The organism is Reichenbachiella sp. (assembly GCF_039969095.1).
Taxonomy (GTDB): domain Bacteria; phylum Bacteroidota; class Bacteroidia; order Cytophagales; family Cyclobacteriaceae; genus Reichenbachiella.
This window is the reverse complement of record NZ_JBDVOL010000010.1, coordinates 1,076,621-1,100,449: the sequence shown is the minus strand read 5'-3', so window position 1 is coordinate 1,100,449 and position 23,829 is coordinate 1,076,621. Positions and strand designations below refer to the sequence as shown.

Sequence of the window (23,829 nt, the reverse complement as noted above, 5' to 3'; positions counted from 1 at the left end):
TTAATTAAGGATAGTAAGGGTTAACAAAAGGATAGCATGCTATTCCTTTCTCTAAAACGATCAAGTCACAATTCTCCCTACTTAAGTTTTCTAATTTTATCGAAATAAAGAGAAAGCGATTTACGAAAATTTGTGATTGAATCAATTGAAATTAAATTGCACTAACTAATAGGAGTAGAGCAAATGTTTGACGGATCTGAATACCCACAATCACTAAATGAGGAAGAATTTGATAACTGGCTTGAAAGAGGTCGCGATAGTAAAATTGCGTACAATTATTTACTTATTATTTGGGATGCTTTGGATGAAAAATATCTACCAGTTTATATAGAAGACCGAGTGGGTATTCAATTGTACGATCCTTATCCCTATTCTTCTAGTCAGGAGGCACTCATAGCCGTATACGACTTGTATTCCGAAGCAAGGATCAGCTTATTGAATCAATAAATCAAACGTATTTTCCTTAATTTGTATGTAGTATGAATCAAATCAAAGGACTTTTTATTGATATAGATGGTGTCTTAGTAGAAGACGGGCAGGCCATAGAAGGGGCAGTTAGTCATTTGAATCGTATTAGAAGTAAATACAAAGTGCGACTACTTACCAATACTACAACAAAAACTATAAGTGAGATCCATCAAATACTTAATAATCTTGGATTTAATTCTCTAAAAGAAGAAATCATTACTGCTCCCATAGCTGCTCAACTATTCCTGAAATCTAAAGGTCTATCGAAAATTTACCCTGTGGTAAACCCAAAAATTATTTCTGAATTCGAATCGTTTACATTTGATGAGAAAAAACCCGACGCCATTGTGATCGGAGACATAGGGAAAAATTGGAATTATGATTTACTCAACAAGCTGTTCAAATGCCTCATGATGGGTGCTAAATTGATCGCTTTGCACAAAGGTAAGTTCTGGAAGAGTGAAGGCACACTTCAGTTAGACATAGGAATGTTCGTAGAAGGACTTGAATTTGCCTCTGGGAAAACCTCAATTGTCATCGGTAAACCTAATTATTCGTTTTTTGAAGCTGCTCTACAAAGCATTGGTCTTACGAAAAAGGAAGTGGTTATGATAGGAGATGATATAGATGGAGATATTGGCGGCGCCCAGAATTTCGGCATAGCTGGTTATTTAGTAAAAACAGGGAAATATAATGAGCAGTTTGTATCCACATCTGAAGTCAAAGCTGATCGCCTAATAGAGAGATTTAGTGATTTGTTTACTAATTAATGTCTGACTGAATTATACTAAAATACGAATCGTTTAGTCTGATCCACCTTCAAACAAAGCAGTATCAATGCCTGGAATGACATGGAGGGCATTTTTGTAGTAAATTTTCTGTAAAACAGAATCGGGTAGGGCTAAACCATACATCTTCCAATGGGCATGACGTTTTCTGTAATAATCGAAATATTCATCGTTGGTCTCCAGTACTCGGAAATAAGTGTAATACTCTTCTTTTTTATACGTGTCTTTACCCATCATTACCCGATCCTGATAGTCGATAAGGAAGGCTCTTGCTGTGACTGGTTGTCTTCCCAATTCAGCCAATACTGCACCTAGTTCAGTATAGACATTGGGCATCTCATCGAGCAATTTCCCAAGTCGTTTCAAATCATTTCCGAACCAACCCAAATGAGCCGCAATAAATTTAGTGTTCGGGTGCTTTCTAAATACATGATGTTGTTCGCCCATGATTTCTTCAAAAGAAGGGTTCTCTTCTGGATCTTTGTATCTGCTTGGATACTGTTTGAGTTCTAACCATCGCTCGTTGTATTTATCTTTTGGCAACCAGAATGCAGCTGGTTCTCCCGTATGGATTAAAACCGGAATGCCTAACTCTCCACATTTGGCCCAGATAGGATCGAGCCTCGGGTCGTCTACCTTTATTCTATTTCCTTCGTTATCTGTCTCTGTAAGCCCTAAGTTTTTATAGACCTTCAATCCTTTAACTCCCTGTTCTACAGCTGTTTGCATCATGGTAAGTGTTTCATTTGGCCAACCTTCATCATCCAGTTGTTCAAAATCAATATTCATGAAAAGGGTGAATCTATGGCTGTATTTTTCGTTGACATTGTCAAGAGACCATTCCAGGTATTTTCCCCTAAAACCACTCAGATTTACCATGACTGACATGTTCAATTCATTCATCTCTTGTACTAATTTGTCTAGATCTTGAATTGGCATCGTCCATTGATGATTGTGAACATCTATAAAAGGAAATTTGGCTTTAGTGAGTACATGTTCCTCAACCTTGAGTGTAGAAATGGGCTCGTATTCTTCTACATCCATGATATTTAGCTGATATTGGATTTTACCAATTGACCAATATACAAGGCCAAGAATTACGAAAATAGAAAAGGGAAGGAGTATCCAACGTTTTTTAGAAAATGCCATTGTTAAATATAAATGATTCTCACTCAGGATAACGCGCACTTTTGATAGCTTCTCCAAGCTGGAATACGGCTAACGCATAAAGTGGACTGTGATTGTATCGGGTAATCACATAGAAATTTTTGAATGTCATCCAGTACTCTTCACTACCATCTTCCTTATCCATTACTTGTAGAGAGGCTAATTCCGATGAGTTAATAGTCTCTTTCGGCTCATATCCCTTTTGTATATAATAGTCTACCGAGTTGGCAGGCTTGACTTTTTGTTTAGCTAAAGATGCTGCATTTTGACTTTTCTTTACTTCAACGGCAACTAATCCACCTTTTTCCCATCGATGCACTTTCAAATAATTCGCTACACTAGCGATAGCATCATCTGCTTGATTGACTAGATCAGCCCCTGATTCGCTGTCATAACTTTTGGCATAGGCTAAATAACTGCTAGGCATAAACTGTCCGTATCCCATGGCTCCAGCATACGAACCTTTTATAGTCAATGGATCAAGACCTTCTTTTTCACAAAGTTCAAGATATTTGGACAATTCCGCTTTGAAGAATGATGATCGTCTCGGGTAGCCAAACGCCAACGTATACAAGGCATCCAATACCCGATAATTTCCCATGCGTTGACCAAAATAGGTCTCTACACCTATGACGCCAAGAATAGCCTCTATGCTTACTCCGGTTAGGGTACTTACATCATTGAGCACCTTTTCATTAGTTACCCAAAAATCTACACCAGCTTCAATTCGTTCTTGTTTCATGAAAATGTTGCGATAGCGCTCCCAAGTCATCGTTTTTTCAGCTGGTCGCGACATTTTCTCAATGATGTCGGACTGATATTCCGCCTGATTAATAATGGCTTCTACTTCCTTCAATGGTCTTTTTTGTTGGAAAGCCACATTTCGGATAAAATCATTTACAGCACTTTGATCAATTTGAGCATAACTATCATTGGAAATGCATGAGATTAAAACCAGAGTTATAAAAAGGAGGTAACGAATAATCATGGACAAAATCGATGGTATATAAATTGTGTTGAATCTCTTAAAAGTAAAAGGTGTAAGATAGCAGGATATATTTTCCAAAAACACTTAGTCCAGCATCATCATGATTCTAACATTCATTCCGGAGCTTTTGCCAATTTCGTCAAATCGATCTAATACGATATATCGGTAATTGCACCCGAACTGTACCCGGGGAGAAGGCCACCAATTGACGCCTGCAGAGGTCGTCCTCATTAATCCACCATCTACATTTCCGTTATTCAATTGGATATAAGAATATCTAACGGATAATTCCAAGCCACCGTGCCCACCGTGTCCCACTGGTTTGGATACAGGCATGGGGTCAAATGTGCCACTTCTCTTCCGGTAAGAACGCATTTCACCGGTGACAGCCCAATTGCCCATGATATTGAAACCAAATGGAGATGGGTCATCAAAATTTGAGGAGATCACCCTACTTCCAATGAATTCACCACCCATAAGAAAAGGACCTTTTCTCCAATACATTTCCAAATCATAAGTATAAAAATGGCTGGATTCTATTTCTGGTGTTTCCACAAAAATTGGTGAGAGATAAAATTCGGACTCAGTTTTAGCTATTACGGGTTGTTTAGCATCCGAATATCGTAGTCCCAAGCCAATATGCAGCAAGTTGCTTTCATCTTCTGTGAGGTACGGAATACCAGTCACCCTGCCTGTAATCTGAATGGGTGTTTTCAAATAAGAGTAACCACTTTCAAAAACATTGTGAAAAATACCAGCACCCCAGGTACTTCTTCCACTTTTATGCATGCCATTGAAAACTATACCGTAATTACGCGCAGGCAAAAAAGCATCTTCTGCTGCCTGTCGCTCTTGCATGGGTAAAAAGACTAAAGTAGTAAGTCGACTCAAAGAAATAGGCTCTTTTTGCTTTCCAACACTCATGGTGATACCGCCTGATTTAGTAATAGGTATATCAACCCATTAAATCTGTCCGATGACTCGCTTGTATTCTGATAGAACAATCAGGTAGTTGAGTCTGGAATCTAATACAGAATTATACGCCATCAACCAGCTATATTGTGCGTCCAATAACTCGATAATCGGCGAAAGTCCTTCGAGATATCTATCTTCGATCAACTCGTAGTTTTCTTGCGCTTTTTGCTGTGACGCTTCAGTCAATTTTATCCTCTCAATAGATTCCCTCAATTGATAATAGGCAGATGAAACCTCAAGAGAAATTTGATCTTGCAAATCCTCTAATTCCAAAAGAGATGATTCATAATTGAATTTCTGAGCACCAACCTCATAACGTCGCTTGCCCCATTGTACCAATGGCATCGTGATGCTAGCATAAGCCGCTGCGTTGAAAATCGGATCACTATCCATTAAATCCGTGTTAGGAGCACCCCAGATAGGTCTTAGGTTCACCAGAACTTGTGGTGAATAATTAGACTTGGTCAAGTTTATTTTGTTTTCAGAAATGCCAATCATATCCTTCTTAATAGAAACTTCAGGACGTTCTACAAGCACTTGGTCAATTGTAGTCATAGTAGGAAGGGAATAATCGGCATAGATTATGGAACTTTCTACAGAGATATTCCTGGAGATTTCATTACCAATGATTCTGTTTAACTCCATCAGACCCACTTCGTGCATGGTTCTGCTTTTAAAAATCAACAGTTCAGCCTCATTTTGTCTGACCTCAGCCATCAGTTGGTCGTTTTTTGGCACCAAACCAGTTTCTACTTTATCAGTTATCACCTGCACTAAAGTATCCAAGAGGTTTTTGTATTGATTGGCAATGTTGAACGCTTCTTTCGACCAAATAGCCTTCCAATAAGCCATTTCAGTCCTAAAAAGCAATTGATCCGTAGTCAAGGCCAAATTATTGCCGGCAATGTTTTCTTCGAACTTCGCATTTTCAGAATTGAGCTGCACACGGCCGCCGGAATACACATTTTGTCGGACTGTAAGACCTAAACCGTAGATGTGCTCAGTACCCGTGAATCGTTGACCATCAAGCTCAATCGAGACAGGATCAGCTAAAAATTTATAATTTCCATCTCCGGTAATGACAGGGTAGAAATCACGTGATTTAGCTTTGGCATTTTCTTCCGAACTCCTAACTTGATTATTAGCTATTTTGATTTTTGCATTGTTTTCAATAGCCAATTCCCGGCAAGCATCTACCGTCAGCAATTCTTGTCCGTTGACTTCCAAAATCAGAAGATAAGTTAAAGTCAATAGTATTAATCGATATTTCATATTTCAATGATTTGAGTCTTCTACAATTTGGATAATTATGATTCTGTTGGTTCTAACTTATAAAATAGTGCGAACATGGCTGGCACTACGATGACTGTCAACAAAGTAGCAGCAAGTAGTCCTCCCATGATGGTAGCTGCCATACCGCCAAACATCGGATCAGGCAAAAGTGGTATCATACCAAGTATGGTTGTGCCAGCGGCCATCGAAACAGGCATCACACGTGACCTTGTCGCAATTTTAATTGCATCGTACTTTGATTTTCCGTCAGCCAATTCAAGATTCACCTGATCCATCAATACAATGGCATTTTTGATGACCATACCAATAAGTCCCAACACACCTAGAATGGCGAAAAAGCCAAATGGTGCTCCGGTTACCAGTAGGGCAAGGGTGATTCCGATCATCATAAATGGCACCGTCAGCATGATCAGAATCGGTTTTTTGAAACTGTTGAAAAGAACCGTTAGAATCAATAAAATGATAAACACCATGATCGGAAATTTAGCTGCGATAGCACCCTGCGTACGAGCCTGCATACGATACATACCATCGTACATCAGTGAATACCCATCAGGAAGCTCGATCTGCTCCATCAGTGGAAACAGTTTAGCTTCTAATTCTGGGGATTCTATGCCTGGCAAAGGTTCGCATTGAGCTGCGAGTCCTCTCTGCCTGTCGAATCTTTTAATAACATAATTCTTCCAGTCAAAATCTTGTCGTTCAGTGACCTGATTAAGTAATACGGCATTTCCTTTATTCGAAAATACTGGGATATTTCCCATGTTGGACAAGTTGATCCGACCGAAGTTTTCATCTTTCATCAAAATGGTGATGCTCTTATCATTTTCGCGGTAGTCCCCGATAGGCACCCCGTTGGTGATGGTTCGCATAGAAAAGGCCATACTTTCTTTACTCACACCTAGCAATTGTCCTCGATTCTGTGAAAATATGGGTTCCCATACTGGAATTTCTGCTCCCCAGCTGTCTCGCACATTATGAGCGAGCGGTTCGTTGCGCATGATTTCCTTGGCCTGTTCGGCAAGTCCTCTAAGTACGTCAGCGTCAGGCCCCTTAAACATCACTTCAATTTCAGCATCAGGGACTGGAGATACCTTAAAACTCTGCAACACCGGAAGTGAGCCGGGTAAGTTTTCTTTGATAAATTCTTCAAGCGCTACCTGAACGATAGGGGCATCATCCGGTGTGTTGGTTTCTACCAGCAAGTTGGCAAAATTGGGCAGAGGACCAAAACTAGCAGAAGCTAGATAATACCTTAATGGAGAAGCGCCCAAAGTCACTGAGACTTGTTTCACATCATTTCTTGAAAGTAAAAAGTCCTCTATAACGGCTATATCTGCCTCTGTTTTATAAATAGACGTACCCATTGGCATCCAGTAGTCTACTTTAAAGTAAGGTTTATCGATGGCTGGAAAGAAACTCCTTTTGGTTTGGCTAAATGCGAACAACGATAAGATGAATATACCCACCACGATACCAATTGTAGTAAAGGGTTTTTTCAGAATTTTGGTAATAAAACCATCAAACCAATTGTAGAACTTATTGTCGTAAGGATCTTTGCCTTCTTCCTTTTTCACTTTGAGAAGAAATGAACCATATACGGTCGTTTGAGCCAAGGCAAATATCCAACTCAAGATCAATGAAATAGCCAATACAACAAACAAAGGCTTGATTACTTCTGCGGCATTGGAACCGGCCAAATACAAGGGCAGAAATGACGAAATGGCAATAATCGTAGCCCCAAGCAATCCCCATTGAGGGACGGTGGCTCCATTGATCAACGCTTGTTTGAGCGGGGTGCCTCTTTTCATAGCTACCATGGCATTATCAGTCACTACGATGGCATTGTCCACCAAAATCCCCATGGCTATAATGAATGCTGCTAACGAAGTTCTATGCAGGCTTTCGTTGATGAAAATCATGACCATCAAGGTGCCAAGAATACTAAATAGAAGACTTGTTCCAATCAAAACTCCGGCACGAACTCCCATGGTAATCATCAATAAGAGTACTACGATTACAATCGAAATAATCAGGTTCATAACAAAATTGGCATTGGCCTCATCGGCAATCTTGTCTTCAAAGTAAATGCCTTCTATTTCTACACCGATTGGAATTTGTCCTTTCACGTAGTTGAGCTTTTCCTGAACCAATTGTCCTACAGCTACAACATTCGCATCAATAGGCGTGGAAATTCCCATGCCGATGGCAGGTTTTCCATTAAATCTCATTTTTGTAGTGGCAGGGTCGAGGTAACCTTTGGAGATCTTTGCGATGTTGCCCAATCTAAATTGCCTGCCTTGTGGGCCATTGATAATTACATTCTGAATATCCTCAACGTTTCTGAAATCGCCTTCTGCTTTGATTTTGAGCTGCATGTCTCCAGCACGAAGATCACCTGTGTTAATTAAAATGTTCTGAGATTGTAGGGCAGAAGCTATTTCAGTTGGTGGCAGTCCCAGATTAGACAGCCTTTCCTGTGAGATCATGATATTGACCACTTCGGTCTGCTCGCCAAATAAAGAAACTTTAGAAACTCCGATAATTGGAACCAACATTTTTTTGATGTAATTGGCATAATCACGAAGCTCTGAATAAGAATATCCATCTTCCGCCACCACGGCAAAATAAAGTCCGTACACATCGCCAAAGTCATCATTGATATTAATAGGGGAGGCTCCTGGTGGGAGTTTGGCTTCCGCCGATTTCACTTTTCGTCTTAGCTCATCCCACAGCTGCGGCATGTCGTCGTTTTTATAATATTCATACATGTTGACGAATATTTTGGACATCCCATAATAGGACTCCGAACGAAGGAATTCTACCCCTCGGGCACCTTGTACTTCTCTTTCAATCACTTCCGTGATCAACTCTTCTACTTCACTAGGCGTAGCACCAGGGTAAGCCGTACTCAGTACGGCTGTTTTTATGACAAACGGGGCATCTTCTTTCTTTCCTAGAATATTGTAACCTACAATTCCAAGAATAAAAACAAAGATGAGAACCATGTGGACAACGTACTTATTATCCAGGGAATACTTGGCAATGTTCATAGCGATTTCTTATTTCTGAACTGTGGAAAGTAACTTTACCTTTTGATTTTCTGTGAGCAGGTTGCCACCCATGGTGACTATCGTTTCTCCTTTGGAAACTCCAGATAAAATCACAATCATATCTTGCTCAGCTGGTGAGCCAATTTTGACCTGTCTCTTTTGTACGACCATCGAATCCGGCTCCAATACCCATACATACTTGTCTTCGTTTTCAGGTTGCTCGAATACAGATGTGAGAGGTAATAAAATGTGATCCTCTGCCTTGCTGGCTTCTTCTTCAGAAGGTTTAAGTACCACCTGTACATTACAACTCATGCCAGGGGTGATTTTGTAAGGATTGTCTTCGGAATTTTGGTGTCTCAATACGATAGTTACTGGAATACCTGCACTACCCACCGATTTCTTTTCTACTTCTTTCATATCCGCTTCAAATTGCTTGTCTGGATATACATCAAAAGTGACTAAAAAGTAGTCGTAATTTCGATATTGAGTAGCCAGCATATCTGGCACAGAAAATTTCACCTCTAGCGCAGATAAATCAAGCAAAGTGACGATGGTCTGTCCAATAGAAACCCTTTCATTGTTTTCCACTCTCTTTTGATCGATAAATGCATCGAATGGTGCAATAAGGCGAGTATCTGCTAGCGCATTTTTGGCTGCCTCATAAGACGATTTGGCTTCCAGATAAGCAGCCAATCTCTGATCGTATTCGTTTTGAGAAACGGCATTTCTTGCCAAAAGCGTCTCAAACCTTTCTTTTTCCGAACGAGCCTGGATCAGGCGTCCCTCTCTTGCCGAAAGATCAACTCTAAAGTCCCTCGAATCGATTTCAGCCAATAACTGACCTTTTGTTATTTTTTGACCTTCTACCACATTGAGTTTGACCAATGGTCCTGAAACCCTAAATGCCATTTCTACGGTTTGTACCTCTTGCGATACGCCTGGAAATTTCGCCCCAGAAAGTTGCTCCATGGATGTAATGGTATGGGTTCGAACCGGTCGAATAATCTCTTTTTTAGTAGTTTCTTTTTTACATCCTACCAATATAAAATTGAGTATTAGAATGGTAACTAGTAAGGGACGGTGTTTCATTGTCTAGAGGTTTGTTTGAATGAATATCAAATATGCTTATTGTTCTTGTAAGATAGCAAAACATAATAATTTGGTACATTTCAATGAAAAAAATCTAGGGTATAATAAAGTAACTAATTAGTGCGGAATTTGAGCCATAAGTAATACCTGACCAAGTTTGTGGGCGGATATGCTTTAGCCAATTTAGCTTTAATAAGTAGTGCCATTAATTCTTGATATAGATTAACAATGTGTATGGATTACGATAGGCATTTGACTTGATCATATTCAATTAAAACCAAAAGGTCAAAATTGATATTAATGTACAATTGTTGACCTGGTGAAGTAGCCACCTGATCTTATTAAGAGCTATCTAGATTCCATTCTTCTCTATAATTCCCTATCTTTCTTATCCTATGGAAGTAAAAGTAATACACAGAAACTCGGCCAGAGCCTGCGAATGTTGCAGCTCATGGCTGAAGCATTGGGAGCGCATCACGAAAGAAGATGTGGGCACCTGCAGAACCAAGAGCTGTACCAATCCCGCCAAAGTGGGCGCACATGTGAAACGCAAAACTGGTGACAATACTTGGCGGATCGTCCCGCTCTGCCTATCGTGCAATAAAAAGACTGACTGGCTCACCCTAAACAAGCATACCACTTCGGCTGCTGCAGAGCAGCATTCTTGTGAATAGTTTGATCAGTCAATCTGGCGCGATTTATTTAAGATAGTGTTGATCCCTTTAGGGAAAAGAAGGGAGGTTGTGGATCTCCTTTTTATGTCATTTCAAACGGAGAAATCTTATCATTCTTAACCACTTTGTCATTTCGACCAACGGGAGAAATCTCCTCAGCGTATGGCAGAAGATTTTTCACTACTCGAGAAGTTTGAAATTGCTTCGTATCTGCTTTCCTCGCAATGACGGTAATAAAGATTCGAGTTATGAAGAATGTAATTCAGTCGGTGACCTATCATTTCATTAAGCTAAAAGCTGCGTAATGAAAAGTCGTTATATAATTGTCATCATTCATTCCAAAGTACAAATTTCCACTTACCATTAAAATTCTTAAGCTTGGCTCTAAACGAAACTCCACTTTTCTTTAGAAAGTTGATAGAACTATTTACTTTTCGGGTATATGCTTTTTCATTTAAATATATCCCAGCGGTGCTGCTATACTCTACAATGGCTGTATTCTCGACCAAACTAATAACTGTTGGAGTACTGATTTCAGGGAGGTTGTTGAATCTGTTGTTATCGTTTAGATGAATCCACGCTTCATCAGACAAGTACTTTTGTAGCGTTTCATATTTATGAATGGATAAAATTAGTGCAAAAGCATTAGACAATTTTTGAACATCATTTGTGTGTTTTTCCAGTTCAGCTCGATTTCGTAATTCTTCTTTAGAAACAATCAATTGACTGTACTTATTTGGTAAACATTCGGAACTTGTATCTTTATTTTTTCCTAAAAAGTTGAAAGAATAAAACTGAACATATTTCATCATAGACACTTTTCTACTGTTTACCATGTATTCGTATCTGGTCTGTTGATCTGAATTTTCATTCGTAGCAGTGATGCAGTAGAATACCGAATCAGGAATAGCATCGTCTGGAACTCCATACAGGTTTGAAGAAGTGGTGGCCACATAATTGGATCTAAGTCCTTTTATGGGTTGATAAGTAATAGGGTATATTTGATTTTCAATAAAGACATAACCTGTAATTTTAAGATCAACTGAGATATTATGCTCATTTTTGTTATTGATTTGAATTTCGGAAAGCTTCCTTGAAGGGCTTGTTGCTATATAAGCACCGTTCATATCAATATTGACATATGGTTCCTCAAAAAGCTCATCAATCGTCTTAAAAAAGTCTACCATGTTGGTGAAATAGCCCATGAGCACAATAACTGGAACCATATATAACCAGTATTTTTTTAATGCAATGAGCGACTTTTGAAAAATAATTTTAAACATAGGAAAGGCAGTTTTATCAGATACTTACAGTTAAAATAAATGAATTTTCCTTAAAAAATTTTAAAAAATATTTCTTGAATTTGTATTCAAGTTGAAACTAGGTAGTCATTCTGGTGCGCTTTTGTAAAGCGTGACCAATGTATGTAAGCATTTACTATGCGATCAAACCTGACCACCCAGCATAATGCTTTAGCATTGCTTGTCATGACAAGTTCAGTGAATATTTAATAATGGCGCTGATCCCTATAGAGAAAAGAAGGTGTGAGGTAGGCTTCATATTTAGAGAGTGCTGGATTTCCTTTTTATGTCATTTCGAACGGAGATGTTCCACCGAAGCGGAGAAATCTTATCATACTTATTTGCTGAATTATTGTTTTTACAAAAAATGAATCAGCACTACTATTGACTAACTAGTTATTCAGAGCAACCTAGTTAATAAGGACCAACGCTTCAAAGAAAACTAGAGTAGGCACGGTCATTCATTCACATTTCACAAAATTGAATATAATTTTAAATAAAATCTTCAATGCTTGTCCTATTTCATAGATTTCAATCATTAAAGAATTGAAATCAAATTTTTTAACTTAAAAACAAAAAGACATGAAAGATTTTATGATGCTTTTCCGTAGTGAACCTAATCCAAATTTTGAGCCTACTCCTGAAGAAATAGAAGCTGAAATCAAATTGTGGATGGATTGGATCGGAGGGATCGGAGCGCAAGGAAAACTGAAGAATGCTGGTGAAGCACTAGACTTCAAAGGCAAGACCGTGCATGCCGATGGATCGATCACAGATGGCCCTTTCACAGAAACTAAAGAAATTGTGGGAGGCTTCACTATCGTAACGGCTAAAGATCTAGAAGAAGCTGTGGCGCTGACCAAAGGATGTCCGGCACTAGACAATGGTGGAAAAGTAGAAGTCAGAGAGGTGATGCCAACTGGCGATATCCCCAATGATTGATGAACAGAAACTATCTGAGATCTTTAAAACTGAGTACAGCAACCTGATTGCTGTACTCAGCAATTTTTATGGCCTTAAAGATCTTCAATTGGCTGAAGACCTAGTTTCAGAGACTTTTTTAAAGGCCATGAAGGCTTGGTCTCACAAGGGCATTCCTCAGTACCCACGGGCTTGGTTAAGAAAGGTGGCGCAAAACCTTTATTATGAAGATTATCGTCGTCAGAAGCACTTTAAAGATAAAATCAGCAAAGAAGTGGCTACTCGACCGGAAGAATTTGGGTCGATTGAGATAACCGAAAAACTCATCGAGGATAGTCAATTGAGAATGATCTTTTTGCTCTGCAACCCAGCACTCAATCGTGAAGCACAGTTGTGCATTGCCCTTCGAATTCTATGTGGGTTTAGCACAGAAGAGATTGCCAAAGCCCTGCTGTCCAATAAAGAGACAGTCAATAAGAAGCTACATAGAGCTAAAAAGACGCTACAAGGGAGAATCTTAATAGAAGAGGAGTTAACTGCTTCAGCTTATCAAGACCGATTGGATAATGTCTTGAGAGTCATTTACTTGCTGTTCAATGAAGGTTATTACAGCAGTACGGCTGAAGAGAATATTCGAAATGAGCTTTGCTGGGAAGCCATGAGATTAGGTATATTTCTATCCAATCAACGACATTTTCAGGTTGACCATGTCCAGGCATTGATTGCCCTCATGTGTTTTCAAGCCTCTAGACTGAAGGCTCGCCAATCAGATGGAGGTGGTGATTTACGCTATGACGAACAAGATCCATCTCATTGGGATCAGGAGCTCATTCAAAAAGGGATACAATATCTAAAAATGGCCTCAAAAGGAGAGCGGGTGTCCAAATATCATCTGGAAGCCACCATCGCCTATTGGCATACGCAAGACGAAGAAGGGAAGTGGGACCAAATACTCATGCTTTATAATAAGCTACTGACCATAGAGTATTCACCCATCATAGCGATGAATCGTTCCTATGCCTTAGCCAAAGCACAAGCTCCACAAAAAGCAATTGAAGAAGCACTTAAATTAGACCTTCAAGACCATGTACATTACTTCTGTTTATTGGCTGAGCTGTACCGAATGGACGGAGATATAGACCTGGAAATCACTCATTTGAACAAGGCACTGAAACTAGTCAAGAAAGAAAATGAAAAGGCTTTGATTCAGAGAAAGCTTGAAATAGCGCTAAGTAAAGTTTAACGATTGTGAAACTTCAACCACGACGCGTATACTGTTCAATTTTAGGGGTGTTAATAGGTTCTAATAAGTCTTCTCCAGAGACTTGAAATATACTTAAAACAAAATGCCTTATTTCCCAGCCCTCGAGCCGGGTAGTCCCTTCATTTTTGGCTTGGTCCAAAAACGAAGCAAAAAGACCAAGGCTTTAAATCCTAAGCTAAAAAATTGAGTCGTATGTCGAAACAAAAGCAAACTCCTTCGATAACATCTCAGTCAAACAGTGCTTTTGCATTTTGTTATCTTCTAGCTCCATTTTTCTTGACGCTTATTATTTAATGCCACTCAGTCTTATTTAGAGGCTCGATAAATCATTGTCATTTCGACCAGAGCGGGACGTGTAGTCGGAGAAATCTTATCACGATGCTAAGGCTGATGATTGTGAAACTTCAACTACGACGCGTATACTGTTATAATTCAGTACTTTACCATTTTTAATAAACGCTTTTCTATAGCTTAACCTCTATTGTTCATACTCAATGCTAAGTATCTCCCATACAAAATCACCCATTTTGGTTTTGACTATCGCTTCTTCTCCAACGGTTTTATCAAGCAACGCTTTAGCCATGGGGGAGTCCATAGAGATATAATCTTTGTTGGCTTTTAACTCTTCGTAACCCACTAGGCGAAAACGCTTTTGGAAGCCTTTTGCTTCATTTTTAATTTCTACCCAAGCACCAAAATTCACTTTCCCTTCTTGGTTGGGGTGGTAGTCAATCACTTTAAAGTCGTCGATACACTGACGCAAATAACGAAGGCGACTATCAATTTCTCGAAGACGTTTTTTGTTGTAATGGTAATCGGCATTTTCTGAACGATCTCCCAAGCTGGCGGCCCATGAAACCTTAGCGGTCACGTCTGGACGTTCCACTCGCCACAAGTGATCATGTTCTTCCCTTAATTTTTGTAAACCTTCGGAAGTAATCATTTTCGAGCGATTGAGTTTGGGTAGCGTTGATTCTGGGATTTTACGACGCATAATAAATGACCTTGTTTTGTGAACGTCTGCAAGATAATAGGATCATAGATAATTTGTTTGTGCAGACCAATCAATAGATGTTATATAACCTGTCTGCCGACAGGTGAGTGTAATATTCTAGCGTGGAGATTACTAGTATGGTTTGAGCTTTTTTCGTCTTTAGGTGTAGTCACTCTATTTTTTGGTAGTCACGAGCACTGTTCCACGATGGCTCTTTTGACATTTTTGGCTAGAGGGAAAGGTAGTGCGAATGGCAAATGTGTGCGGAAAAGAATGTATTAATGCCCGTTCTTTATTTTGAAATTGTAAGCAATATGCATTATTATTACACCAATAGTATGATTATCTACTTAATATTATAGTTATGGCCACTGTTAGAAAAACAATAACTTTTACTGATCAACAGGATAAATGGATTAAGGCACAAATAACTGCTGGTGAATTTACAAATGATAGTGAGTATCTACGTCACCTTGTTCGTCAAGATCAGTCGAAAAACACCAAATTTTCTACTTTAAAAGCTGCCATTGCAAAAGGTCTTGAAAGCGGAATAAGTGACAGCACCATCCCTGATATTATGAAAAAGGTAGAGGATAGTATGAAAGCGGATGGGCGTCTATAAACTTTCCAAAGAATGTGAGATTGATATTTCAGAGATATATGAATATGGAATTGAAAAATTCGGATTAATTCAAGCTCAAGAATACTTGATTGGTCTTCATGATCTTTTTCAAACTTTAACAGAAAATTCTGGAATAGGTAGAGATGCATCTGAGTTCTATCCATCTCTAAAGCGATTTGTTTACAAATCTCATATGATTTTTTACCTCCAGTCTGACTCAGAAGTATTTATTGTAAGAATACTTAGTCAAAGTATGGATTACGAACGTCATTTGACTTAATCTCATCCTTGAGACCCCAAAATACCAAATTGATAATAATCACATTCGATATTCGTTAAAGCATATTTAAAATAATGCGGATTATGGAAGAGCTTGTCTGTTGCATAATGTAATCGTGTTATGTTAAATCAGCTTTGGGTTGAGCGTGGGGATTAATAGTGCGGGAGGGATTTGTGCGGATGACAATTGTATGTGGAAGACAAGGGTAGGGAATGGCGTCTTATCTTCCACATCTCAACTCGTTGTTCTTAGGAAGGAACTACGACTCCTAGCTTCTCTAAAAGCTGGGGTCTTTCCTCAAGGGCGATCTCTGCAATGGCTTTTAGCTCTCTTGTATAGTCATCCAGCTCATCTAGTTTTTCATTTCTGAGACGAGTGGCTTCTTGTGCTTGGCCTTTCTCGATGGCCGCTTGGTTCCGTAGATCTCTCAGACTGTCAATGGCTGTTTTTTCTGCATTGAGCTTGTCCGTTGTTACTTTGAACTTCTCCAACTTGGTAAGAAAATCTGCTTCATTTAACAGGCGATTATAAAAGTCAACTGCTCCTTCGATCCATTGCTCAATGGCATAGGCTGGTCCATTTTGGAGGCCTAATCGGTTTTGCAAATCCTTGTCTGTGCGAGAGAGGACTTTGACTAGTTTAAGGGTGCGTTTGAAACTGGCTTCTGCGGCATCTTTTTCTACATAGAACTTGTCGTATGCGAGGCTTTGCTCCTGGTATTCTTTCTTTTGCTGATTTACCAAGGTCATGGTCTCATGGTAAAGGGCTTCTCCCTGACCGATGTATGGGGTGTCTATTCCCATGGTATCGAGTAGGGTAGCTACTTCGGCATCCCGACTGTTGAAGATGAGTACTCGTGAAGATTCTAGTTTGTTAGTTAGTGTTGGACTGGCCATAAAGATAAAATTTAAGTTGAAAAAATATTTGAATAATTTCTCTCTTTATGCTGCAGTGAATCTATATAATTTATCTTTAGAGTCAAAGTTTTGCTTTGGGAAATGCTAGCAGATACAAAGGAGTAGGAAGTATGGACTTGGGGGATTGAAGCCCGCCTTCGGACGAGTGAGTATGCACTGGGGCAGATAAAGTACGCTCTGGGGAAATGAAAGCCTGCTTTTGGACGGGTAAATATGCAATGGGGAAGCTGGAGTCCGCCTTCGGACGGGTAAATATGGGCTGGGATGTGGAAAGTACGGATTAGGGAAATCAATGTGTGTCCCGTCCTGAAATAGGTCGTCGGGTTTTATATTAATTAATAGTATTCACATCATTTCTTGGTGCTAAAGAGCACTCTTTTGATATTCCTACCTGTCGGCAGACAGCTTTGGCAAGAGGGTAGGGTAGCGGGAATGTCAAATGTGTGCGTATATAATATACTGATCTAAATCATTATTTTTCATATCTCATTTTATGATATACGCATAACTATAATTAAATTAGAGGCTCATCAAACCGCAGCATGATGAATAGAATCAAAGAAGTATTGTTAGAGAAAGATCTAAAACAGATTTGGTTAGCAAATCAATTAGGGAAAAGTTTTAATATGGTTAATGGATATGTTCAAAATAGAAGACAACCAAAATTGGAAGATTTAGAGAGAATTGCCAACCTATTAGATGTTGATATTCGTGAACTCCTTGTCTCAACAAAACCAAAGAATAGGTATGCTTAAACCTACAGTAATTGATTTTTTCTGTGGTGCAGGAGGGTTTTCGGAAGGATTTCGCCAACAAGGTTTTAAGATTATTAAAGGAGTTGATCATTGGATCCCTGCTGTTCAGACTTTTAATCACAATTACGGCTTAAATGACACTCCTCAAGATATTCTTAAATATTGGAATAATGTTGAACTAATTGAATCCTTACCTGACGCAAATATAATATTAGGTAGCCCTCCATGTATTAGTTTTTCAAATTCAAATCGATCTGGAAAGGCTGATAAATCATTGGGGCTTGCCTTGACTGAAGTATTTCTTCGAATAGTAGCTGTAAAAAAATTCAAGAAAGACACTATTCTGGATGCTTGGTTTATGGAGAACGTCACCAATTCTCTTAATTACTTAGCTAGGTCTTATAAATTTCGTGATCTCAACTTATATCAATGGGCAAAAGATAATGGCTATAGTCCAGATAAAGTTGTGATAACTATTGAGGGTAATAGTGCAATAATTAATTCGGCAAAATACGGGTCTGCCCAAGCTAGAAAGAGAGCAATTTCTGGTGAAATAATAAAAGAAGGTGCGTTTATTATCCCTAAAGAAACTCATAGTATTAAGCCTAAGGATGAAGGATTGCCGATGGCAAAAAATCTTGAGCTAGTAAAGTCAGGGCTTCCAAAACCTAACATTCATAAAATATCAAGTCGAAAAATTGAAGATCCATTGTATTCTGGACTTAGAATTCCTTTAAAGAATCTCTCTGATCATTTCTATGATTCAGGATTATATGAAAGCCAATGGAAAAATTCAAGGTTTATGAAAAGAAATCATCCATACATGGGTAGGATGTCATTTCCTGAAAATGAGAATAAGCCAAGTAGAACAGTTACAGCAACAAATATTGGAACATCACGTGAGGCAATTATATACAAGTCGGAATATAATCGAAATGGAAATGGCGAGTATAGAGTCCCAACCGTAAGAGAAATGGCATCTTTAATGGGATTTCCTATTACTTATCAATTTGTTAGTGGGAGTGTACATTCTAAATGCAGACTGGTAGGTAATGCTGTTTGTCCCTCTGTAAGTAGAGCACTTGCAAAAACTGTTAGAGAGGCATTAGAATTGGATCAAATAGATGGAATTATTATAGAAAATAATGCAAATCTGAAAGGAGTAATAAATCTTAATACTTTTTCTGAAAAAGTATTCAATAAACCACCTATTAAAAAAAGCGGATCAAAGTTTAGGAGACACCCATTCAAATACGGAAATATTACTGTGACACTATCAAACTATGACGTTACAAACTCTAAATCATCAGATAAATGGATTACATCTGTTCAATATGGCAATGGAGAAGGATATCCTTCAAAGAATTATACTGACGGTTATTATAGAAAAATAGAATCGATTATTGAAAATTTCGATGGTGGAACAGACTTTATAAGAACTATCAATAATGGTTTTTCAGAGAGAATCGCTAAGTCTCACGAACTCCAGAAAATGTATGAGAGATATGAATCTATTGCTCAATTTTTAGAGCCAACAAAATTAGTAGAAGAAGTTGCATATATGATTGATCAATATGAATTTAAGTCACCTGATATTGTTCAAAATGAACTTACAATTTTTGATAAAAAGGTTGTTGTTCCAAAGAAACAGTTCATGGCATTATATGCGATAAATAAGATTGCCACCTTAACAAATTCCTCTAAAAATGAATAAGCAAACAAGAATTGATAAAATCCAAGAGTTTAAAGATAATCATGATTCAATGGGTCAAATTGAAATCCCTTGGGATGATGAATTAAAGTCGGAGAAAGTGTATAGAATTCCTTTGGAATTTTTGATTTACAACAAATATAACGGCAGGATTTTAAGCAGAACAAAGTCTTATGAACGACAGCAACAGCAAATTGATGCAGAAACAAAAGAGGGAAAGCAGCTGTTAGAGAAATTACTTTGGGATTCAAAGCCCAAAAAGAATGAAGAGACACTTGGAAGTCTAGAAAAGTACGGTCAGGAAAAGGTGGGGATTATTACTAAAGATGGGATCATTATTGATGGAAACAGAAGAGCAATGCTACTCAATAGAATCACAAAGTATGATTACTTTAAGGCTGTCATTCTACCTATTGAATTTGATGGAGACCCCATCGCAATTGAAAAATTTGAAACAAAGTATCAGTTAGGAGAGGAGCGAAAACTTGACTACAACCCGACTGAGATTTATTTAAAAATACAAAGGCTTTACTTTCAGCTAAGTGGTCAAAGTAGATACCCAAATGATATTGATCGCAAAAATGGCATTAAGGTAGATAAAGCAGCAATCAAGAAAATTTATGAGTGGGTTGGGAATTACAAAACGATAGGTAGTGAGCGGGACATTGAATACACTCTAGAAGTCATGAATGTAATGGAGGAGTATCTTGATTTCATGGAATATAACGGGATTTATACGGCCTTAGATGACAAAGAAGAACAGTTTCGGGATTTGGCTAGTTGGCTGAAAAGTTTCTATGGTGAAAGTTCAGCAAAGCCCTTTGATGGTTATTCAGATAGTGATGTAGATGATCTAAAATCAAGTGCATTTGATCTTATCCGAATTAGACTTAAAAACGAGAAATTCAGGTATTTAGGCAGGGGGCAAAGACCAAATCATTTCTTTGGAAACAAGGACTTGTGGGAAAGTTTTTTTAACTCTCACTTAGATATTGTTGGAGGTTATGTTGAAAATAAAATTGACCTTAATACGAAAGACATTGAAAAACATCTTAATGGAAGAGACAATGACTTGAAAGAGGGAATAGGTCAAGGTTTAGTTGATAATGTTGACCTCCATTACCAAAGATTAAGAAATAGACAATCGCAGGATGAACCTGTTAAGCTCTTAAACAAGGCAATTGACTCAATTGATTCAATTAATGTCAACAGCAAAAACTTCGGAAATCCAGAAGCTCAAGATTTACTGAACAAATTAGGTGAGAAGGTTGAGGCCAATCAAATTCATAAATCACCGTCAAGGTTGTTTGATCGAATGGTTAAAATTTTGGAAAGCATAGATGTAAATAGTCTCCCGGAAAACGAAATGGAATCTGTCAGAATCAGTACAAAAAAAATTCAGCAAATATGCTATCAGATTCATAAGCATCTGTAATGGCTGAAATTGATATTGACATACTCGAACAAGATAGCAATAGTTATTATCAACTGAAAGGTGAAATAAGTGAACTAATTACTAATAGACGATTAATGCTAGCTCTCAATCGAATGGGAGCCGTGAACAATAAGGAGAAAATCTTAATACCTTATATCTCTACTAATGAAATTTCCGTTTTTCAAAACCTGCAACAAACACTTCAGAAGTTCCAAATATCATCTAGCTTATCGGAAGAAGTTGTCGTAAAGGTTGAGAGTTATCATCGAGAGGATGAATTATTTGATGAATTTTCAAAGAAAGCCAGCTTAATAAGAAACGATCAATTTAAGGATCACCCTGAGTTAGTAGAGGATTTCAAGAATTTCAAAAACGTACTTAAGAAAGAACTCAGCAGGACATTATATCCACTACAATTGCTTTCTTCTTTCCATATGGCATTTGCTCAGAATGCTTGCAATTTTGCTGTCCCAGGAGCTGGAAAAACATCAATTGTTTACGGAGCTTATGCTTTCTTAAAAAGCTTGCCTGAGAATGACCCAAGAAAAGTAGATAAGCTATTGGTTATTGGTCCATTATCTTCATTTGCTCCATGGGAAAAGGAATATAGATCCTGCTTCAATAGAGAAGTTAAAAGTGTTCGCTTGTCAGGTAATGCGGAACTTTCAAGAGAGCGAAAAGAAGAAATGCTCTATTCTTCAAACCCAGCGGAATTGACACTCATTTTTCATGGTGGAGTAAGTAGTCTGCAGCAAGAAATTTTGGACTTCCTAAGGTCAAAAAAAGTAATGGTTGTGGTGGATGAAGCTCACAGGATCAAAAATCCAGATGGAGTATGGGGAAGGAGTGCCGTAGAAATTTCAAGGGAAGCAATTTCACGCATAATTTTGACTGGAACGCCAGTCCCAAATGGTTATGAAGACCTGTATAATTTATATCAATTTATTTATCCATTTAAATTTAAAAATATACTAGGTTTTCATTACGCCAATTTGTGTGAATTAACTCGAAATAGCTCTCCTGAAAGCGATAGGGTAAAAAGATTCACAGAAAATATCTCACCTTTTTTTATAAGAATTAAGAAAGATGATCTAAAGCTTCCTAATGTAGAAGAGCATGTATTGAGCGTTCAAATGAATTCTGGACAAAGAGAGATTTATGACTTCATAGAATCAAGATACATAGCATCTTTCAAGGAAAACTCAGGAGGAACGGTTAAAGATGTTTTGAATCGAGCTAAGCTTATCAGGCTAAGGCAAGCATCAACAAACCCAAGTCTATTAGCTCGTCCATTGAAAGATGCCTTACTAGATAGTCCTGAATTTGGTGAGTCTGATCCAAATATTGCTTTTACTCACGATTCTGATCAGTTCATTGATGACTCTGAGTTTTTTGACAAAATCTGCAATTATTCCGAATTTGAGACGCCCCAAAAATTTATTGAAGTTAAGAATATTGTTGAGAAAGATATAATAGCAAAAGGAGGGAAAACACTGATCTGGACAATTTTCATTCAAAATGCAAAAGAGCTTCAACAGTATCTTGAAGAGCAGGGCATTAGTTCAAAACTCCTGATAGGTGAGACTATTCAGAGCGAAAGAGAATTAATAATTGAAGCCTTTAATGACCCTACTAACAAGGAATTCTCAGTTGCTATCGCCAACCCCTTCGCGGTAGCTGAATCTATATCCTTGCATAAAGGATGTCACAATGCCATCTACCTTGAAAGGGATTACAATTGTTCGAACTTTATTCAGTCTAAAGACAGGATACATAGAGTTGGGTTAGAGGAAGATCAATTGACCAGCTACTATTATGTGATATCGACTAACTCAATTGATCATGTGATTGATAGTAGGCTTAGGCAGAAGGTCGAAAGAATGGAGGCAATCATTGATGAAGATATTCCATTGTTCAGTCGGATAGATGATAATGACGAAACTGATTTGATTAAGGCTCTGATGAAAGATTATGCTAAAAGAACTTAGTCAATTTCAAAATTTCGGCACTCCTAAAGTCCACTATGAAATTCTGTCTGTAATAAATGGATCGGAAGAAATAACTTGGTTGGAATCTGATGTAAGAGATAGATTATACAATCGGATTATCGATGGTAGAACATTATTCGACGGTTGCCTTCCACTACTTCATAAAATGAATCTTGCCCTAAAGCTAGATAATGGGCGTATCCAAATTGATGACAGCTTTAAAGAATTTTTAAGGAGCGAAAACTTAATGATTGATCGGTTTGTAGAACGACTATTGTTGAGTTTACAGAATGACAATGTTTTTCATAATATCTTTTGTTCAGAATACATCTCATGGGATATTATTTACAATACACTGCAAATTGATAATTCAGCTTTTCCTCTAAAATTTGCTTCATTCAAACAACTGTTAATCGATTTTAAAATCATAAGCGATCATCCCACTAAAGAGTTTAACAAGTTTATTATCAATGGTCGCTACAAAAAGATCTTTGACAAAATTGTGCTTCCAGAGATCAGAAAAAGGAAAGTCGGAGTAGAAGAATTGATGAAATCTCTAGAACAGAAAAGAATAAATGGAGAAGAAGCAGAAAAATTTGTTCGAGATTTCGAGGAGAAACGGTTAAAGCATAAAAAAGAAGTTGATTGGGTAGCTGAATACTCGGCAGCTGAAGGATATGATATTGCAAGCTTTGAAACTGAGCTATCAAAAAAGCATGACAGATTCATAGAAGTTAAGTCATATGAAGGTACTCCTTATTTTTATTGGAGTCGAAATGAAATGAATATTGCTAGAATTAAGAAAGGAAATTATTTCCTCTATTTAGTTGACAGAAAGAAAATGAACAAAGACGATTATGAACCAATGATGATCCAAAATCCTTACATTAATTTAATACAAATTAAAAATGACAAATGGGAGGATGTAGTTGATAAATTGAGATTTGATTACATTGGGTAATATGATGTTAAATAGAATTATTTACATAGCATAGGCCAGACAGAAAAGCGGGGTATGCATGAGACCTTGTCCCAAGGGGATTCTTTCGGGGTGCTGTGAGCCAACCTAGCCGGTCGCAACAGAGCGTTGGCCTGCAAGGCTAGTTGCCCGCATGTATAACAGGCATAATCATAACCGCTGAG

Annotated in this window: 20 protein-coding genes; 11 read left to right on the top strand and 9 right to left on the bottom strand. The window is 38.1% G+C overall.

Translation table 11 applies throughout. The features are described 5' to 3' along the window. Nucleotides 1-183 precede the first annotated feature (183 nt). Nucleotides 184-447, top strand: coding sequence for a hypothetical protein (locus ABJH98_RS08020; RefSeq protein WP_348307133.1), 264 nt, complete (start codon nucleotides 184-186; stop codon nucleotides 445-447). A 32-nt stretch (nucleotides 448-479) separates the two neighbouring features. Beyond that, on the top strand, nucleotides 480-1,238 hold the full coding sequence (locus ABJH98_RS08015; protein WP_348307132.1) for a TIGR01458 family HAD-type hydrolase: 759 nt from the start codon (nucleotides 480-482) through the stop codon (nucleotides 1,236-1,238). Nucleotides 1,239-1,271: 33 nt separating this feature from the next. Here the strand turns inward: ABJH98_RS08015 and ABJH98_RS08010 are convergent, their stop codons facing one another. The 7 genes from ABJH98_RS08010 to ABJH98_RS07980 form a co-directional block, all read right to left on the bottom strand. Continuing rightward, nucleotides 1,272-2,300: an amidohydrolase family protein gene (locus tag ABJH98_RS08010; RefSeq protein WP_348307131.1), complete on the bottom strand. Its 1,029-nt coding sequence runs from the start codon at nucleotides 2,298-2,300 to the stop codon at nucleotides 1,272-1,274. A gap of 124 nt (nucleotides 2,301-2,424) precedes the next feature. Continuing rightward, on the bottom strand, nucleotides 2,425-3,411 hold the full coding sequence (gene mltB / locus ABJH98_RS08005) for a lytic murein transglycosylase B (RefSeq protein ID WP_348307130.1): 987 nt from the start codon (nucleotides 3,409-3,411) through the stop codon (nucleotides 2,425-2,427). An 84-nt stretch (nucleotides 3,412-3,495) separates the two neighbouring features. Next, nucleotides 3,496-4,335, bottom strand: coding sequence for a porin (locus ABJH98_RS08000; protein WP_348307129.1), 840 nt, complete (start codon nucleotides 4,333-4,335; stop codon nucleotides 3,496-3,498). A gap of 39 nt (nucleotides 4,336-4,374) precedes the next feature. Beyond that, nucleotides 4,375-5,658, bottom strand: coding sequence for a TolC family protein (locus ABJH98_RS07995; RefSeq protein ID WP_348307128.1), 1,284 nt, complete (start codon nucleotides 5,656-5,658; stop codon nucleotides 4,375-4,377). Nucleotides 5,659-5,693: 35 nt separating this feature from the next. Beyond that, on the bottom strand, nucleotides 5,694-8,732 hold the full coding sequence (locus tag ABJH98_RS07990; protein ID WP_348307127.1) for an efflux RND transporter permease subunit: 3,039 nt from the start codon (nucleotides 8,730-8,732) through the stop codon (nucleotides 5,694-5,696). A 9-nt stretch (nucleotides 8,733-8,741) separates the two neighbouring features. After that, nucleotides 8,742-9,824, bottom strand: a complete 1,083-nt coding sequence (locus ABJH98_RS07985) for an efflux RND transporter periplasmic adaptor subunit (protein ID WP_348307126.1) — start codon at nucleotides 9,822-9,824, stop codon at nucleotides 8,742-8,744. A 1,003-nt stretch (nucleotides 9,825-10,827) separates the two neighbouring features. Beyond that, complete coding sequence (locus ABJH98_RS07980) at nucleotides 10,828-11,781, bottom strand: hypothetical protein (protein WP_348307125.1); 954 nt, start codon at nucleotides 11,779-11,781, stop codon at nucleotides 10,828-10,830. A gap of 600 nt (nucleotides 11,782-12,381) precedes the next feature. On the opposite strand from ABJH98_RS07980, the gene ABJH98_RS07975 reads away from it, so the two are divergent. Both ABJH98_RS07975 and ABJH98_RS07970 read left to right on the top strand, forming a co-directional pair. Then, entirely contained in the window at nucleotides 12,382-12,741 is a 360-nt protein-coding gene (locus ABJH98_RS07975) for a YciI family protein (RefSeq protein WP_348307124.1), read from the top strand. Beyond that, nucleotides 12,734-13,963 (top strand): sigma-70 family RNA polymerase sigma factor, encoded by a 1,230-nt coding sequence (locus tag ABJH98_RS07970; protein WP_348307123.1) that lies wholly within the window; start codon nucleotides 12,734-12,736, stop codon nucleotides 13,961-13,963. The genes ABJH98_RS07975 and ABJH98_RS07970 overlap by 8 nt, the downstream gene beginning before the upstream one ends. Nucleotides 13,964-14,462: 499 nt before the next feature. On the opposite strand, the gene greB is transcribed toward ABJH98_RS07970, so the two are convergent. Continuing rightward, complete coding sequence (gene greB / locus ABJH98_RS07965; protein WP_348307122.1) at nucleotides 14,463-14,927, bottom strand: transcription elongation factor GreB; 465 nt, start codon at nucleotides 14,925-14,927, stop codon at nucleotides 14,463-14,465. A gap of 415 nt (nucleotides 14,928-15,342) precedes the next feature. On the opposite strand from greB, the gene ABJH98_RS07960 reads away from it, so the two are divergent. Further along, a complete protein-coding gene (locus ABJH98_RS07960; protein ID WP_348307121.1) occupies nucleotides 15,343-15,600 on the top strand; it encodes a type II toxin-antitoxin system ParD family antitoxin in 258 nt (85 codons plus the stop codon). After that, nucleotides 15,587-15,880: a type II toxin-antitoxin system RelE/ParE family toxin gene (locus tag ABJH98_RS07955; protein WP_348307120.1), complete on the top strand. Its 294-nt coding sequence runs from the start codon at nucleotides 15,587-15,589 to the stop codon at nucleotides 15,878-15,880. The genes ABJH98_RS07960 and ABJH98_RS07955 overlap by 14 nt, the downstream gene beginning before the upstream one ends. A gap of 248 nt (nucleotides 15,881-16,128) precedes the next feature. Here ABJH98_RS07955 and ABJH98_RS07950 read toward each other — a convergent pair whose 3' ends face one another. After that, entirely contained in the window at nucleotides 16,129-16,776 is a 648-nt protein-coding gene (locus ABJH98_RS07950; RefSeq protein ID WP_348307119.1) for a hypothetical protein, read from the bottom strand. 566 nt (nucleotides 16,777-17,342) lie between these two features. On the opposite strand from ABJH98_RS07950, the gene ABJH98_RS07945 reads away from it, so the two are divergent. The 5 genes from ABJH98_RS07945 to ABJH98_RS07925 are packed head-to-tail and all read left to right on the top strand — an operon-like array spanning nucleotide 17,343 to nucleotide 23,647. Next, the gene (locus ABJH98_RS07945) at nucleotides 17,343-17,552 is read left to right on the top strand and encodes a helix-turn-helix transcriptional regulator (RefSeq protein WP_348307118.1); all 210 of its coding nucleotides are present in this window, start codon (nucleotides 17,343-17,345) and stop codon (nucleotides 17,550-17,552) included. Beyond that, entirely contained in the window at nucleotides 17,545-19,266 is a 1,722-nt protein-coding gene (locus tag ABJH98_RS07940) for a DNA cytosine methyltransferase (protein ID WP_348307117.1), read from the top strand. Before ABJH98_RS07945 ends, ABJH98_RS07940 begins: the two co-directional genes overlap by 8 nt. Further along, nucleotides 19,259-20,698, top strand: coding sequence for a hypothetical protein (locus ABJH98_RS07935; RefSeq protein WP_348307116.1), 1,440 nt, complete (start codon nucleotides 19,259-19,261; stop codon nucleotides 20,696-20,698). Before ABJH98_RS07940 ends, ABJH98_RS07935 begins: the two co-directional genes overlap by 8 nt. Continuing rightward, nucleotides 20,698-22,686: a DEAD/DEAH box helicase gene (locus ABJH98_RS07930; protein ID WP_348307115.1), complete on the top strand. Its 1,989-nt coding sequence runs from the start codon at nucleotides 20,698-20,700 to the stop codon at nucleotides 22,684-22,686. Before ABJH98_RS07935 ends, ABJH98_RS07930 begins: the two co-directional genes overlap by 1 nt. Next, nucleotides 22,670-23,647 carry a DUF3883 domain-containing protein gene (locus tag ABJH98_RS07925; protein ID WP_348307114.1) on the top strand — a complete coding sequence of 326 codons (978 nt, stop codon included), beginning with the start codon at nucleotides 22,670-22,672 and terminating at the stop codon, nucleotides 23,645-23,647. The genes ABJH98_RS07930 and ABJH98_RS07925 overlap by 17 nt, the downstream gene beginning before the upstream one ends. The last annotated feature ends 182 nt before the right edge of the window (nucleotides 23,648-23,829 follow it).